The organism is Lactiplantibacillus sp. 7.2.4, assembly GCF_018991185.1.
In the GTDB taxonomy this organism is placed as follows: Bacteria; Bacillota; Bacilli; order Lactobacillales; family Lactobacillaceae; genus Lactiplantibacillus; species Lactiplantibacillus pentosus.
In genome coordinates this window covers 1-15526 of the sequence record NZ_JAGYGS010000002.1, presented here as the reverse complement: position 1 = coordinate 15526, position 15526 = coordinate 1, and the positions used below count along the sequence as shown (strand labels likewise).

General features: G+C 45.2%; 17 protein-coding genes and 1 pseudogene. 13 read left to right on the top strand and 5 right to left on the bottom strand.

Annotation, left to right across the window (positions count from 1 at the left end):
- Positions 1-108: 108 nt before the first annotated feature.
- From KGF70_RS00875 to KGF70_RS00855, 5 genes and pseudogenes are all read left to right on the top strand, one after another.
- Positions 109-450, top strand: coding sequence for a hypothetical protein (locus tag KGF70_RS00875; protein WP_050339634.1), 342 nt, complete (start codon positions 109-111; stop codon positions 448-450).
- 28 nt (positions 451-478) lie between these two features.
- Positions 479-898 carry an Hsp20/alpha crystallin family protein gene (locus tag KGF70_RS00870; RefSeq protein ID WP_088770921.1) on the top strand — a complete coding sequence of 140 codons (420 nt, stop codon included), beginning with the start codon at positions 479-481 and terminating at the stop codon, positions 896-898.
- 401 nt (positions 899-1299) lie between these two features.
- Positions 1300-1845: an Ltp family lipoprotein gene (locus tag KGF70_RS00865; protein WP_253954773.1), complete on the top strand. Its 546-nt coding sequence runs from the start codon at positions 1300-1302 to the stop codon at positions 1843-1845.
- Positions 1846-2317: 472 nt separating this feature from the next.
- Positions 2318-2599: a type II toxin-antitoxin system RelB/DinJ family antitoxin gene (locus KGF70_RS00860; protein ID WP_088770923.1), complete on the top strand. Its 282-nt coding sequence runs from the start codon at positions 2318-2320 to the stop codon at positions 2597-2599.
- Positions 2589-3112: pseudogene (locus KGF70_RS00855) on the top strand (hypothetical protein). The gene KGF70_RS00860 and the pseudogene KGF70_RS00855 overlap by 11 nt, the downstream one beginning before the upstream one ends.
- A gap of 12 nt (positions 3113-3124) precedes the next feature.
- Here KGF70_RS00855 and KGF70_RS00850 read toward each other — a convergent pair.
- Positions 3125-3508: a hypothetical protein gene (locus tag KGF70_RS00850; protein ID WP_050339628.1), complete on the bottom strand. Its 384-nt coding sequence runs from the start codon at positions 3506-3508 to the stop codon at positions 3125-3127.
- Between the two features lie 165 nt (positions 3509-3673).
- Between KGF70_RS00850 and KGF70_RS00845 the strand changes: the two genes are divergently transcribed.
- The 4 genes from KGF70_RS00845 to KGF70_RS00830 all read left to right on the top strand — a co-directional run bounded on the left by KGF70_RS00845 (position 3674) and on the right by KGF70_RS00830 (position 6969).
- Complete coding sequence (locus KGF70_RS00845; RefSeq protein WP_003639400.1) at positions 3674-4198, top strand: DUF1836 domain-containing protein; 525 nt, start codon at positions 3674-3676, stop codon at positions 4196-4198.
- A gap of 184 nt (positions 4199-4382) precedes the next feature.
- Positions 4383-5132 (top strand): LytTR family DNA-binding domain-containing protein, encoded by a 750-nt coding sequence (locus KGF70_RS00840; protein ID WP_216768215.1) that lies wholly within the window; start codon positions 4383-4385, stop codon positions 5130-5132.
- A gap of 9 nt (positions 5133-5141) precedes the next feature.
- Positions 5142-5795, top strand: coding sequence for an HD domain-containing protein (locus KGF70_RS00835; protein WP_105961447.1), 654 nt, complete (start codon positions 5142-5144; stop codon positions 5793-5795).
- 385 nt (positions 5796-6180) lie between these two features.
- Positions 6181-6969: a CPBP family intramembrane glutamic endopeptidase gene (locus KGF70_RS00830; protein WP_216768214.1), complete on the top strand. Its 789-nt coding sequence runs from the start codon at positions 6181-6183 to the stop codon at positions 6967-6969.
- A 180-nt stretch (positions 6970-7149) separates the two neighbouring features.
- Here the strand turns inward: KGF70_RS00830 and KGF70_RS00825 are convergent, their stop codons facing one another.
- Positions 7150-7929, bottom strand: a complete 780-nt coding sequence (locus tag KGF70_RS00825; RefSeq protein ID WP_216768213.1) for a hypothetical protein — start codon at positions 7927-7929, stop codon at positions 7150-7152.
- A gap of 4 nt (positions 7930-7933) precedes the next feature.
- Positions 7934-8437 (bottom strand): Cys-tRNA(Pro) deacylase, encoded by a 504-nt coding sequence (ybaK, locus tag KGF70_RS00820; protein ID WP_216768212.1) that lies wholly within the window; start codon positions 8435-8437, stop codon positions 7934-7936.
- A gap of 123 nt (positions 8438-8560) precedes the next feature.
- On the opposite strand from ybaK, the gene KGF70_RS00815 reads away from it, so the two are divergent.
- From KGF70_RS00815 to KGF70_RS00800, 4 genes are all read left to right on the top strand, one after another.
- Entirely contained in the window at positions 8561-9286 is a 726-nt protein-coding gene (locus tag KGF70_RS00815) for a GntR family transcriptional regulator (protein WP_021337648.1), read from the top strand.
- A 248-nt stretch (positions 9287-9534) separates the two neighbouring features.
- Positions 9535-11901 carry a phosphoketolase gene (locus KGF70_RS00810; RefSeq protein WP_101873075.1) on the top strand — a complete coding sequence of 789 codons (2367 nt, stop codon included), beginning with the start codon at positions 9535-9537 and terminating at the stop codon, positions 11899-11901.
- A gap of 422 nt (positions 11902-12323) precedes the next feature.
- Positions 12324-13472, top strand: coding sequence for a glycosyltransferase (locus KGF70_RS00805; protein ID WP_216768245.1), 1149 nt, complete (start codon positions 12324-12326; stop codon positions 13470-13472).
- A 130-nt stretch (positions 13473-13602) separates the two neighbouring features.
- On the top strand, positions 13603-13803 hold the full coding sequence (locus tag KGF70_RS00800) for a DUF2929 family protein (protein WP_050339617.1): 201 nt from the start codon (positions 13603-13605) through the stop codon (positions 13801-13803).
- Between the two features lie 169 nt (positions 13804-13972).
- Here KGF70_RS00800 and KGF70_RS00795 read toward each other — a convergent pair whose 3' ends face one another.
- Both KGF70_RS00795 and KGF70_RS00790 read right to left on the bottom strand, forming a co-directional pair.
- Positions 13973-14875, bottom strand: a complete 903-nt coding sequence (locus KGF70_RS00795; protein WP_216768211.1) for an RluA family pseudouridine synthase — start codon at positions 14873-14875, stop codon at positions 13973-13975.
- A gap of 94 nt (positions 14876-14969) precedes the next feature.
- Positions 14970-15428 carry a universal stress protein gene (locus KGF70_RS00790; protein WP_050339609.1) on the bottom strand — a complete coding sequence of 153 codons (459 nt, stop codon included), beginning with the start codon at positions 15426-15428 and terminating at the stop codon, positions 14970-14972.
- Positions 15429-15526: the final 98 nt, after the last annotated feature.

The following is a 15526-nucleotide window of genomic DNA, read 5'->3' as shown; positions in this document are numbered from 1 at the left end:
GAAAAGTCAGGCCGAATATCGGCGAATTTACTGGAAATGAGAAAGATAGTTAACGTTTTCAAAAATTGGTGCTAAACTAAAGGTATATCAAGTAAAGGGAGATCTTCAATGATGCCAGTAGAAACGAAAACTAAGATTCATGAGGATTCGAAGAAATTGGTTTATCAAGATAGTGATGTCAACAAAGCGATGGATTTAATTCGTGACCATGGTTACGTGACCCGTGCTGATTTTAGTCAAATGGCCGATGCCGATTGGGCCCAAGGTTTTGGGAAAAAGATTGAAGCCGCTTTCTTAAAGGTCGACGGCGAAGACCCATATATCTACTTCGAACAATTTGACTTCAAGGGTGGCGACATTGATTCAATTATTTTCGATATGGATCAAGTCGGCACACGTGACCATGCCTTAGATTTACTTGCTGAAGCCATTCACCAACAGGCTTACTAAACTTTGATTTGAGACGGAGGTTATTCATATGCGCCAGCAATTATTAGGTCATCACTTAGATGATTTGCTTTACCCAGCAAGATTATTAAAACGTGCCCACCGTGAGGCAGAGAACGTTTTGAATGCCCATGTCGGCATGAAGACTGACGTGGTCGAACACGATGATGATTACACCGTAACAGCCGAATTACCCGGTTTTGATAAGCAGGCGATTACGGTGAACTATGCTGACGAATGGTTAACGATTCGTGCGCATCGCTCACAGGATGATCGTAACGATGATGGGCGGATGTTGCATCGTGAACGAATGGATGCAGACTTCACCCGGAAGTTCCATCTTGCCGATGTGGTGCGTGATCAAATTCAAGCCCACTACCAAGCAGGACTACTGACGGTGACGCTACCGAAAAAGGTGGCCGATTCGGCGGGCAAGATTGAAGTTCAATAAGAATATCAGTTCATGTTGTGCCTTGATGGTGTAACATTCAGTTTAATGATTAAACGTGAACTAGCTTTGGAAATGAATTAATTTCTGAAGCTAGTTTTTTTGCACTCACGGTTCAGCTAAACCACTGGCACAAGGGCGGTCGAGGCTAAGTCCAAATTCATCATTAATATAATACGGATTTTAGGAAGCAGTTAACTACGGTGTTAGGTGACAAACGTCAAAATGACAGAGCATACACATCTTTGTTTCTTAAGCAGGAAGTGGCACAATCAGACGCTGGAGGATGCGATCTCTTCATAAATTAAGGTATTCAGTCCTCAGCTTTACGGTTATCTCAGACTTCTGTAGAATTCTCTATTATTGAAACTATTAGTTAGGTGAATTGAATAAGGGGGATAATTTTGAAAAAGAAGGTAATTTATGGGGCGGTCATTGCATTGGTACTAATTGTGGGGATTAGTTTGAGCAGTGGCAAGGTCAATGAAAAGCTGAGTCAAGCGACGACTATCCAGCAGGAACGGACGACAGAATCTGAGAAGGCGGAAGCAGAAGACGAATCAGAAACGACAGAGACAAAAGAATCAGAAGCAGAAGAATCGGCCAAACCAGCAGCTTCAACTAAGTCGGAAAGTAAGGTGCCAATGGAACATCAGGCGGCTTTGAAGAAGGCTCAGAGTTATGCGCGTCACATGGACATGTCGGAAGCTGGCGTGCACGAACAACTAGCTTCCTCCTATGGCGAGAATTTTACACCCGAAGCAGTTACTTATGCGATGGAACATCTCGAAGGTATCGATTGGGAAGCCAATGCACTGGCAAAGGCCAAAAGTTACCAGAAGGACATGGCTATGTCGACTGAATCGATTCGGGAACAATTGACTTCTGATTATGGTGAACAGTTCACAAGCGAACAGGCGGACTACGCGATTCAGCATCTCCCATCGTAAGCCAATACAAGGGACTGCATTGAATGATGGTCGAATGAATAGTCTTAGTATTAGTTATCATTTAGCACTGAGAATGGTTAGGACGCGTCCTTGGGCTATAGCTTTCTGTTTGTCAGCCAATAATCTGCATATTAAAATGTTGAAAAAGTTTATATGGCACGACGCAAACTTTAATTAACATTTGGTGGAAAAAACAAATTGCATGCCGTAAAACACTTTGTTTATGATGAAAGTGACTGAGAATGAAAGGCTATATAAGCCTGTTTAGGCCGTTTTGAATCAATCTTATATTAAATTCGGCAGTGGAGACAGCTGTAGAATGTGTATACGGATGTTTCGAGAACCATCTTAGGGGGTTCTATTAACGAAAGAGCAACAAACCTAAGATCACAGTTTTGAGGGACTTAAATGATTGAGAAGGTACTCAAAAGGTAGTATAGTGGTAGAAACTAATGAAAGGGGACGAGACAATATGGCAGTTAAGGAAAAGAAACGGGTGCAAGTTAAGATTGATAAGGATTTGGCCGATAATACTGAGGCAGTTTTAAGTGAGTTGGGTCTTAACCCAACTACAGCGATTAACATGTTTTACAAGCGGATTGTTGCTAATGGTGCTTTGCCTTTTGATGTGTCTTTAAGTGAAGAAGAAAAAGCGAGTTTACGCTTTTTAAAAGTGACCGAAGATACGCCAGTAATCACATTTAAAGACGCTAAAGAAGTCGCCGATTGGCTCAATGATCCCGATGAGGACTAATGACTTAATCAGTCTATACGTTAGCTTTGTAGAAACCAACGGCGGCAAGTCTCGGCCAGTATTAATCCGTAAGGTATCAGAGCAAACGGTCGAAGCTTATAAAATTACCAGTAAGTATCAAAATAAATCATTTTATATCAGACAACAATACTATCCAATTAAAGATTGGAAAGTGGCTGGATTGAAGAAGCCGTCATGGGTTGATCTTGGTAATCTTTATCGTTTTCCCAACGCTGATATCAGCTTTCAAGAAATTGGTCATTTGAGTAAGCTAGATCAGAATAAAATTTCAGATTTTGTACTGGACCTGAAAGCTAAAAGAAAGGGCAAGGGTCAAAATATTATTCAACAGGGATCAAGTATGAAGGACTCAAAAAAGTAAATCAGAATTCACACAAAAGAAACTAAAAGTTGTTAAAGAATGTTTCAGATGAACACCGAGAAGTTAAATCCAGAAATGATCTGGAAAATAAAACGGACGAGCAATCACTGGTTGCTCGTCCGTTTTATTGAGTACTGGTTCAATTAATCAGTAGTTTCAGAATCAGATGGTTTATCCGCGTTGTCTTCACTATCTTCATCCGCCTGTTTGTTGGCAGCCGAGATACTCATTTGAATCGTCTTCGGCCGGTCCTTGATAATCACGATGGTCCCGTGACCGAGAAAGTTTTTGGGCCCGTCATAAGCCATTTCGTATTCATTGTTGAATGAGCCGGATTTTTGAAGTGTCATGAAGAAGATTTTGTCGTCTTCATAGTCGTCACTAAACATGACGGCCATCGTACTATCGATTAGTAACTTTTCTTTGCGCATCGCTTTGAGCCGGTCCCAGAGACCTGCAATCACAGCTTGTGGAATCAATGCTTTGACGTCATCACCGACGCGCAGTTTTTTGGTCATTTCATACATACCAGATAACCTACTTTTCATTTGTATTTTGATTAACTCATACAATGGTAACATATTCCGAAATTAATGTGATTTACAATGTCATCTAGTTTACAAGACTAGTTAATCTAGGTATAATAGAAATAACTTAAACGGACATCAATCAGCAATTGAGGAGGGATTTTGATGGCAGCTAATGAGACGTACGCCGACTGGCAACAACGGATGAGTAAGGTCATCCTACCAAAATGGACCGAACTTCCGAATTTTGACCTCTACATGGACCAGGTCCTACTGTTGATCAACGAAACGTTGCAACCACTGGGGGCTGATCCGGTGACGGCCGCGATGATCAACAATTATGTCAAACACAAGGTGATTTTGTCGCCCGTTAAGAAAAAGTATCAAATTATGCAATTGGCGGATATCATCGTGATTAGTTTACTCAAACCAAGTTATCCGCTTGATAAAATTCGGCAGGGGATTGATCAAGTAACGGCAACTGGTTATCCAAAGCGCGCTTACGATAACTTCATTACGGCGTTGACGAATCAACTGCACCATCCCGATGATCCCATTACGATCTCAGACCAAGATCTGAGTCACAGTTTGACGACCGCCGCAGCACAACTGATCGTCAACAAATTGCGGACAGACGAGTTACTACGCTTGAATCAAGCCCAAATTAAACCGCAACAAATTGAAAAGTAGCATCTAACGTGGGTGAGCTGATTTCACAGTTTTATTTAGCTGACCGACGTTTTTTTAGTTGCTGGAATGACGGGGCTTTAGTATGATAAAGGCTGATTGTAAACAATTTAAATGGGCGTAGAGCAGATTTTAGTATTGGGTGGTTAGTTTGTTAATCTGCTTTACATTGGGAAGAGTGGTTGATATGAAGGTTTTTATCAGTGACGATCAGGAACAGCAACGTCTCTGGTTAAACGACATCATTACGAAACAGCTAGATGCATTGCATTTTAATTATGAGTTCGTTTCGGCTTGGCAGCCAGCTGATGTGTTGGCAGCGGTCAAAAATGGTGGCGGACCAAATCTTTATTTTTTAGATATTGTGTTACAGCGTGAAATTAATGGGATTCAGCTTGCTTCAAAAATTCGCGACTATGATCCAGATGGCTTTGTCGTGTATGTCACGATTCGAGATGACATGATGCCAGAGACGTTGAGCGCGATGACGACGCCGACCGGATTCATTTCAAAGGCGAACATGTTCGATGAAACCAAATTTGTGCCCCAAGTCCAACAAGTCTTGGAAGTGGTCAAGAAGCGGTTGGTTACGCTTGAACGGTCGGCAGAACCGACTTTAACTTTAAGAAGTGGCGCGTTATTATTGACCTTGAAACTCAAAGATATCGTTTATTGTGAGAAGGTCCATGGTCTGCGGACGACCCGCATCGTGACGACCTCACAATCTTATGTCGTACATAAGAATTTGAATACGATTAAGCAGCAGTTGACGGCGATGCGATTCTTCAACGAGTTTCAAAGCTATGCCTTAAATCTTGAACACGTGATTACGGTGGACTTTAACAAGGGTGTCATTAGTATGGACAATCGAGACCACTTAACCTTTAGCCGTGGGACGATCAAGAAATTAAAGGCGTACTATCAAACACAAGAATAGGGTGAGTGGATGATAACCGAAACACAATTAACGGCCATTCGAACCTACGCACGACAAAAGTTGGCGCAGGATCACAGTGGCCACGGCAGCGACCATCTCGAACGGGTCAACCGCTTAGCACGGCGCTTGGCTCAAGCTGAACAGGCCAACTTGAATTTGACCCTAGCTGCGGCCTGGCTCCATGACGTGATCGATGATAAGTTGATGGCTGATTCTGAACAGGCCCACCACGACTTAGCTGACCAGTTGAGTGAACTTGGCGTTTCGACTGCTGATCAAACGGCGATTTTTGATATTATCGACCACATGTCATTTAGCAAGTCATTAAATGGCGCGCAAAAATTGTCGTTGGAAGGTCAAATCGTGCAAGATGCAGACCGATTAGACGCGATTGGTGCGATTGGTATCGCGAGGGCTTTGTATTACTCGGGCCACGTCGGTGAGAAAATTTATGACCCGGCGATTGCCCCGCGCGAGCACCTGACTAAGGAACAGTATCGACAACAACCAGGAACGGCCATCAATCATTTTTATGAGAAGTTGTTCAAGCTGGCTGACATGATGAATACTCCGGCGGCTAAGGCGTTAGCCAAGCGGCGGACCGACGTCATGCGAGCGTTTGTCGACCAATTCAAGGCGGAATGGACCGCGGATGACGAATAAGTGGCGCGAGCCAGTTAGCATGCGCTGATTCCGTTGAACTGAATATTGAAGTCAAAACGGCCAGGGAACAGCAACCTTGGTCGTTTTTGTGTGGTCTGAGGTTGGTGGTGCAATGGTTAATCAGGACATCGTTAATTTCATCAAATGAGTTTGCTTTATGAACGTTAATCAGGCATTTGCGGACGTTAATAAAAATAATTCCTATTGATCTGCATTATTCGGTAGAATGGAATTAACGCAAGTGATTGCCACTGTTGACCGCTAAAGTGTTCAAGACGCGGCGTAATGATAGCGCAATCAATTAAAAATTGACTGGGACTCATCTGGTGGCAGCACTAATGCTGGGCCAGTGAGTCCAACCGGTCGAAGTTTTGGAGGGCGTTAAATGGGGAAAATATTCAAAATACAAGGCTTGCCAGTCGCGATTTTTAAGTTAGTGATTATCTACCTATTGATTCAATTGACTGATATTCCAATGACCGTCGTGGAATTTAGTCGGAATCGGAGCGGAGATGTTGGCTTTCAGACTGGTTTATTTGTGGCGGCGCTGATCATCAGCTTGATCACGGTCGGTGCGGCCTGGTACATTTATCGCGGTGGTCGGCCGATTCAGCGGCAGCAATGGTCATTGAAGCGTCATTGGTTGGCAATCTTGGTTGGTCTGTTAGTGTTTTTGATTGTTAATGTGGGGATTGGATTGCTGATACCTATCACTGAGAACCAGGCAACGATTGAAGGCCTCTTGAAACGCGCCCCGTTGCCACTGTGGCTACTTACGATGGGAATTGTCGGTCCCATCATGGAAGAATTGACATTTCGGGGCGTCCTAATGGATTATTTCTTTCAACCTCGGGCTGGATGGCTGGCCATTCTAGTTAGTGGCACGTTATTTGGATTAATTCATCAGACGAAGACTGTCTATGAATGGTTGGTCTATGCCGGCATGGGTTGGGTCCTGGCGACAGCGTACTGGTTGACCAAGACGATCTTCGTGCCAATTATGATTCACATTCTGAATAATTGTGGGTCGCTATTTCAACTGACAACGAACGTGTCTAATATTCAAGTTTTCTGGGGAGCGGTCATCGGATTGGTGATTGTTGTGAGTGTCTGGAGCTTTTGGCGTTGGCGAGTGAGTCAACAGGCGCGTAACATTGGTGAATCGATTAAATAAATGCCGTGGTTACTCGGCGGGCCTGACTGCAAAAACTAGGGACTGACCACCTGAGTATGGTGCCTGCGCCACGGCGATTTGGCAGTTGGCAAAAATCAATAAATGGCGAAAATTAAAACGGGGTTCCTTGCAAGCATTTCAAAAGCTGCAAGGAACCCCGTTTTAGATATGAAATGAGACTTAAGCCCGGTTACTGAGCAAACGAGTCACTGCCATGACAATCAGTGAAAGTAGGAGCGAGTAGCTCAGAATCATGGCGACTAGTAACCCCCAGGTGACCAACTGGTGTAACCACCCCGTGATGCCAATGAGCGTCAAAATACTGGTGATCACAATAATCAGTCCGACCGTACTATACAGACCAATCGCGCTGTTTTGATAATCCGCCGGGCTCAGGTCGAAGCCCCCGATGACGATTGTCAGTGTCAAAAACAACAGTAGTAGGGCTTGCCACCAACTGACCGGCGTCGTGGTGAGCGCATGTAGACTAGCCGCCCACTGAGGTTGTTCGGGCGTATCAGCGAGTAAAAAGACAGCGCGGAATAGCCCGGGTGCAAGTAGGCGGTCCAATCCGAGCAACGCCGCGGTACAACCAAAGATGGGTGCGACGCCAATGAACAGGTTACCGATGACCTGATAGAGGCTGTGCCGATTCCAAGTGTGATTGACGTAGCCTAACGCCATTGCTTCATCGGAATCGTCGACTTGGTGCAGGCGTGGCAACTTCAGTAGGCGCACCGAGTGGATGCCGTGCCGAAAGATCAGGGCGACAATCAGATGGCTGAGCTCGTGAATGATGATGCCGAGAAAGACACAGTAGACCTGACTATTGATGCCGTAGTGGTTGACTAAGTTGGCTTTGGTCTGGCGATTGACTAGTGTGAGCAGCCAAGCAAACACCCCGGGGACGCCAATCAAAATCAGTAGCGCCAGGCCGTTATTTTTAAATAAGTTTTCCACAAGGTCACTCCGTTATTGCGCCAAAGGTCCCATGGACGAGTTTGCGTAAATCGTCAGCGTCAATTTCAATCGAACGACCGATCTTACCTGATGAAACCAAAATCTTGCCTTGTTGCTTGGCGACTTCATCGATGTAAATCGGGAACTTTTTAGTCTCCCAGATGCCGACAGGGGTATTCGCGCCGTGTTGGTAACCAGTCGTGCGTTCCAAATCCTTGAGCGGAATCATGCCGACCTTCTTGTTGCCGGATAACTTGGTGAGTTTCTTGTAGCTGAGATGCTCATCCAAGGGGAGCACGCCAACGACCGGGCCAGTCTTGTTACCAGTCAACGCCAGCGTTTTGTAAATATGATGTTCATCGACACCGAGATGGTCGACTTGTAATTGTTGGACGTCGCCTTCAGTTTCGGTTGGAAACTCGTATTGTTGATAACTAATGTTGGCTTTATCCAGAATTTTTTCAACCAGCGTCTTACCTAATTGGTCTTTTTTCTTCTTTTTAGACATACTATTTACCTCACATTTATTAAAAATACGGTCCAATTTATAAAATGGACCGGAACAATTCACCCAAAGCCAATTAATTCTGCTATACTTGAGTTACGAAATAAGCTCAAAGGAGGGATTAACGTGGCTGACTTAGTCTATCAACAAGTCATTACTGATTTGAATAAACGCATCATGGCGAATGAATTTGTTGATAAAAAGCTACCGGATGAACGTAGTCTTAGCGAACAGTACCAAGTAAGTCGGAGCTCAATCAAACGGGCCTTAAATGTGCTAGCGAATAAGGGCCTGATTTTCAAGAAGCGTGGCTCGGGAACGTTCATTAATCCATTATATCTTAAAAATCAATCTTCATTTAAATACGAAGGGACAAATTTAGGAATTACGGATAGTTTGAACACTGAAGGTGCTAAGCCTAGTATTCAATTATTAGACTTTCGGGTCATTCCTGCAAGTCAAGAGTTGCAACAGGACCTATTTTTAACCGCAGATGAGTTTGTTTATGAAATTAAGCGCTTACGTTTGCTGGATGACCAACCATTCATGATCGAGAGTGGCTATATTCCAATCAAACTCGTGCCGCAGTTAAACCGGCAAGTCGTCAGTGGCTCGATTTTTAACTATGTTCAGGAGACGTTGCACGCTGCGGTCACCAAGTCGTTCTTGTCGATTGCGGCGGATGCGTCGAATGCCAACGACCAAGAATTATTGCACCTCAAACCAAACGAACCAGTCGGATTGATGAGTGGGATTTTCTTCTTGGATGATGGGACGCCATTTGAAGTGTCCAACATGCGTCTGCATTATCAGTATATGAAGTACACGACGTTCGTTTCGACGAATAATTAATTAGCGGCCGGGACAATTTGAGGCACATTTAGGCCGTATAAGGGATCAAGTTCAAAAAAATTTACGAATTAAAAAATGAGGCGTCCCAAGGGATACGCCTCATTTTTTGCGGATTTTTTAAAAATTGGACCGCTCCAATTAACAAAAAGGTTGATTTTTAAAAATAACTTGGTAGAATAGAACTTGTAAACGATAACAGCTAAACAGCTAACGTTCAAGCAAAAAGCAAATTAAGGAGTGTTTTGAAAATGTCTACAGATTACTCATCACCAGCATATTTGCAAAAAGTTGATAAGTACTGGCGTGCTGCCAACTATTTATCAGTTGGTCAACTTTATTTAAAAGATAATCCTTTATTACAACGGCCATTAAAGGCTAGTGACGTTAAGGTTCACCCAATCGGTCACTGGGGCACGATTGCCGGCCAAAACTTCATCTATGCGCATCTGAACCGGGTCATCAACAAGTACGGTTTGAAGATGTTCTACGTTGAAGGTCCAGGTCATGGTGGCCAAGTGATGGTCTCCAACTCATACCTTGATGGGACTTACACGGATATTTATCCTGAAATTACGCAGGATGTTGAAGGAATGCAAAAACTCTTCAAGCAATTCTCATTCCCAGGTGGCGTGGCTTCCCATGCTGCTCCTGAAACACCAGGCTCAATCCACGAAGGTGGCGAACTTGGTTACTCAATTTCACACGGTGTTGGGGCAATCCTTGACAACCCTGATGAAATCGCCGCAGTTGTTGTTGGTGATGGGGAATCCGAAACCGGCCCATTAGCAACTTCATGGCAATCAACGAAGTTCATCAACCCAATCAACGATGGGGCAGTGTTACCAATCTTGAACCTTAACGGCTTTAAGATTTCTAACCCAACGATCTTTGGTCGGACTTCTGATGAAAAGATCAAGCAATACTTCGAAAGCATGAACTGGGAACCAATCTTTGTTGAAGGTGACGATCCTGAAAAGGTTCACCCAGCTTTAGCTAAGGCCATGGATGAAGCCGTTGAAAAGATCAAAGCCATTCAAAAGAACGCTCGTGAAAACGATGACGCTACTTTACCAGTATGGCCAATGATCGTCTTCCGCGCACCTAAGGGCTGGACTGGTCCTAAGTCATGGGATGGTGACAAGATCGAAGGTTCATTCCGAGCTCACCAAATTCCAATTCCTGTTGACCAAACCGACATGGAACATGCCGATGCGTTAGTTGACTGGTTGGAATCATATCAACCAAAGGAACTCTTCAATGAAGATGGTTCTTTGAAGGATGATATCAAAGAAATTATCCCAACTGGCGATGCACGGATGGCCGCTAACCCAATCACTAATGGTGGGGTTGATCCAAAGGCCTTGAACTTACCTAACTTCCGTGATTACGCCGTTGATACGTCTAAGCATGGTGCCAACGTTAAGCAAGATATGATCGTTTGGTCAGACTACTTGCGTGATGTTATCAAGAAGAACCCAGATAACTTCCGGTTATTTGGCCCTGATGAAACCATGTCAAACCGGTTATATGGTGTCTTTGAAACCACTAACCGTCAATGGATGGAAGATATTCACCCAGATAGTGACCAATACGAAGCACCTGCTGGCCGGGTCTTGGATGCTCAGTTATCTGAACACCAAGCTGAAGGTTGGTTAGAAGGTTACGTCTTAACTGGTCGTCATGGCTTGTTTGCAAGTTACGAAGCCTTCTTACGGGTTGTCGACTCAATGTTGACGCAACACTTCAAGTGGTTACGTAAGGCCAACGAACTTGACTGGCGGAAGAAGTACCCGTCACTCAACATTATCGCGGCTTCAACTGTGTTCCAACAAGATCATAATGGGTACACCCACCAAGATCCAGGTGCTTTGACTCATTTGGCTGAAAAGAAGCCTGAATATATCCGCGAATATTTACCAGCCGACGCCAACTCCTTGTTAGCTGTTGGGGACGTCATCTTCCGTAGCCAAGAAAAGATCAACTACGTGGTTACGTCGAAGCACCCACGTCAACAATGGTTCAGCATTGAAGAAGCTAAGCAATTAGTTGACAACGGGCTTGGTATCATTGACTGGGCAAGTACGGACCAAGGTAGCGAACCAGATATCGTGTTTGCTGCTGCCGGAACGGAACCAACGCTTGAAACGTTGGCTGCAATCCAATTGCTCCACGAAAGCTTCCCAGAAATGAAGATTCGTTTCGTGAACGTGGTCGACATCTTGAAGTTACGTAGCCCTGAAAAGGACCCTCGTGGCTTGTCAGACGCTGAATTTGACCATTACTTCACTAAGGACAAACCAGTTGTCTTCGCCTTCCATGGTTACGAAGACATGGTTCGTGACATCTTCTTTGATCGTCACAACCACAACTTACACGTGCATGGCTACCGTGAAAATGGTGACATTACGACACCATTCGATGTCCGGGTCATGAACCAAATGGACCGTTTCGACTTAGCAAAATCTGCAATTGCGGCGCAACCAGCAATGGAAAACACCGGTGCAGCCTTTGTTCAAGACATGGATAACATGCTTGCAAAACACAACGCATACATCCGTGACGCCGGAACCGACTTGCCAGAAGTTAACGATTGGCAATGGAAAGGTTTGAAATAACCTAGTCATTTAAGATAACTGAACCGCCGTGATACCGGCTTGTGCCTCCGGTATCACGGCGGTTTTTTGCGTTGAAACGGAATCACGAAGTTTATAGCGGTAGTAAGACTGACGCTGACTCATTGCTTGGCTGCCGATGCGCGTTTTATTCTGATATCCGGAGATGACTGACGACAATGAAAACTAATAATTTGCTGTGTAAACCATCAGCTGTCGAAAGTGTTCAGAGCATATTCTAATTACTTTTTAATTAAACCTGTTATAATAAGCTAACCAAACTAATATTAGCTGGCATGTCAAAGGAATATTAATGAAGAATTGAGTGTGACCAATTAATTCCTCAACGTCGCTAATTCCGGTTCCATGAACCAAGCATAAGTGGAAAGGAGCGGTTAGTCATTTGGGACTAGCCAACGATGCGGATGAAAATCTTACTTACAGTCGAAAATTTAGTGATGGATGGTGTCAAACGTGCGACGACCGTCCTTGGAAATGCATTGACGTCACAAGCAGATGTGACCTTTTATTCTTTAGCGCAACCACGGTCTTTTTATGAACTCGCCGCGCCACTGATTACCGCTCGGCGGCCGGCTAGTGCCACGGTGTTAAATTACTTTGGCGCGGCCCCGCTACAAGTCTACGAGGCCCAAATCACGGACTTGGTTGCGACCTTAGAAGATGGCCACTATGATGCGGTCATTTTACCAGGCGGGCTCTTAACGAGCTTTGCACCGGCAATCAAGCGGGCGCTGCCGCGGGTCAACGTGATTGCGTGGATGCATAACAACGTTGATATTTATTTGAATCAATATTACGCGCAGATGCGCGATGAATTAGTTGCCGGCTTACTGGCAGCTGATACGGTGGTCACCTTGACCGATTCTGATTGGGAAGGTTACTCACGGTTTAATTCACATACGGTCAAGATCTACAATCCACCGACCATGCAACCTAAGGGTCACCAAGCCGACCTTAATCAGCATGTGATTGCGTATACCGGACGGATCGATTTACAACATAAAGGGTTAGACTACCTGCTAGCGGTGGCGCGCGCGCTCCCGGATGACTGGCAAATCGCCGTTGCGGGTTCTGGGCCAGATGACCAACTAGCGACCTTCCAACGGTTGATGGACGAGTTGAACGTTCGTGAACGCATCATTTATCGCGGGGCTTTAAAGGATACTCAGTTACGGCAACACTACGAGAAGGCCAGTGTGTTCATGATGACCTCGCGTTGGGAAGGAATGCCCCTAGTGATGGGTGAGGCCATGGCAATGGGGCTACCAATCGTCTCAATGTGGAATACCGGTTCGGCAGAGTACTTACAAGCAGGCCAGCATGGCGTCTTGACGCCAGCCCGCGATGTGAACGGTTTTGTGAAGGGGTTGTTGCCGTTATTGCATGATTTAGAAACCCGGCAAGACTATGCTGAACGTGCCCGCCGCCGCAGTCATGACTTTACCCTAAGTAAAATCGTGCGCCAGTGGCTAGCATTGCTCAACCGGCAATACGTCCCGCAATCGACACTGGATATGGATTGGGACCTGCAACGGGGTGTTGGTGAAAACTAGTGATAGTTTTGACTGATTAATCAATTAGATGGAATTAATTGAAATCATAACGGATTTGCAAAGCGCCACGGGCTCTGATACACTCGAACTAATCGTCAGGACAACCTGGCAAGATGTGGAGGAGCAGCTGATGAAGACGACGTGGCTGGCTAGTTTACTAGTCACAATCTTTTGGGGCGCAGTATTAGGCCTGGTCGTAACCTATCTAGGTGGTGCGATGGTCGAAGCACTCACGGCGACCCCGTTGACGCGGGAACCACTCAAAGGGATGGCAGTCGGTGTGTTGTTGGCCGTCATGAGTGGGTTGTTGGTGAGAACGACGCATCGATGAGCGTTTTTAACCACTGTATCGACCATGGAATGAGCAAGATGAAACTAGCAGCATAAAAAAAGATTCACCTTCTGATTGTGGTGAATCTTTTTTTGACTTCAGTTATATTTGTATGAAGATTGTCAGCCAAACTAGCCACAGTAATTTGACTGAGCCCGAATCCAAGTAGTTAATAACGGTCAATCAAACATGGCTGCTCAAATAATTCAGGCAATGGTGCTGGTACTAGCACCCGCGTGGTACTAAATGGCAGTTGCAAATCCAGTAATTGTGCGTGCAGCATCAAACGGGGCGCTAACTCAGCCTGTGAATCATAAAGTGGGTCCCCAATAATGGGGTGGCCGCTAGCAGCCAGGTGCACTCGTAGCTGATGGGTACGGCCTGTATGCAAGGTCAGTTTAACTAAACTCTGATGGGCGGTTGTTGCACATACTTCGTAGTCGGTGAGTGCTGGCTGGGCATCGGCCGTGTTGACCCAGCGTTTGCGTTTGTCGGTAGCATCATGACCGATGGGGGCCGTGAATTGACCAGTTGTTGTGGCAAGATGACCACGAACCCAAGCATAATACGTCCGTCGAATTTGTTTTTCACTGATGAGCCGGTCCAGGATTGGAACCACGACGGGATTCAAGGCGACTAGCATTGCGCCAGAGGTCATTTGATCTAATCGGTGAACCATGTATGGTGCTTGCTCAGCGGGCTGCAGTGTGGCGGCTAGGTCGTTTAAAACCGAGCCGGTCTCACCAGGCTGATTCGGATGCGACTTGATGCCCGCGGCTTTATTGACGACCAATAAATCAGTTGACTGATATAAGATATCGACAGGGTTAGTCGCAACGGCCAGATAGTTAGACGTTGGCGTCCGGAAGTCGCTGGGAATAAACGTCAACGTGAGCTGGTCCCCAGTTTGCACGATTTTGGCAATTGTGGTGGGCTGACCATTGAGTTGAATGCGGCGGGTTTGCCGTAGTTGGCCCTGAATACGCTTAGGAATGAGCCACGACCGCAGACAGGTACGGATCGTTTGTTGATTTAAAGTTGGCGGAATGCTGAGATCATAAGTCCACGTCAAAGGTCGTCTACTCCTGTTCTTTAAAAGTGATTGGCGTCGGGAAAATTAGTGGCAAATAAAAAGTCTGGAGCGCATCCAGACTTTTTATATTGCTTTATTCTTCGGTGTCCGTTGGTTTAACGATTAAAACGTCGCAGATCGCGTTCCGGCTAACGTAAGTCGTTACCGACCCAACCATTAACCGTTCAACCGCAGAAAGCCCTGTCGAACCAATCATGATCAATTCATTGTGATGGTCAGCTGGAAATTCGCGTGCGATAACCGTCTTCGGATTACCAAAACGAACGTGGATGTCAACGTCCGTCACACCAGCGTCAATCGTCTGTTGCTTGAGTTCTTCCAAACGTTTTTGAACGTCTTCAGATAGCTTGTAGATGACGTCACCACTGACCGCACCGCCGTACGTATCACTGAATTGGTTAACTTCCAACACATTTAAAATGTCGAGATGCGTCTTGTTACGCTTAGCGACTTCGATGCCCCGACGAAGAACTTCATCGGTAGCCTTGGAGCCATCAACTGGTACCAAGATATTTTGATATTGTTGTAACATAATGGTTACCCCCGTTTGATATGGCTAGTTAATAACTACATTTTATCATTAAATTTGATACATGTAAGCAATTTAAATCGATTGATTAATGACTCGAT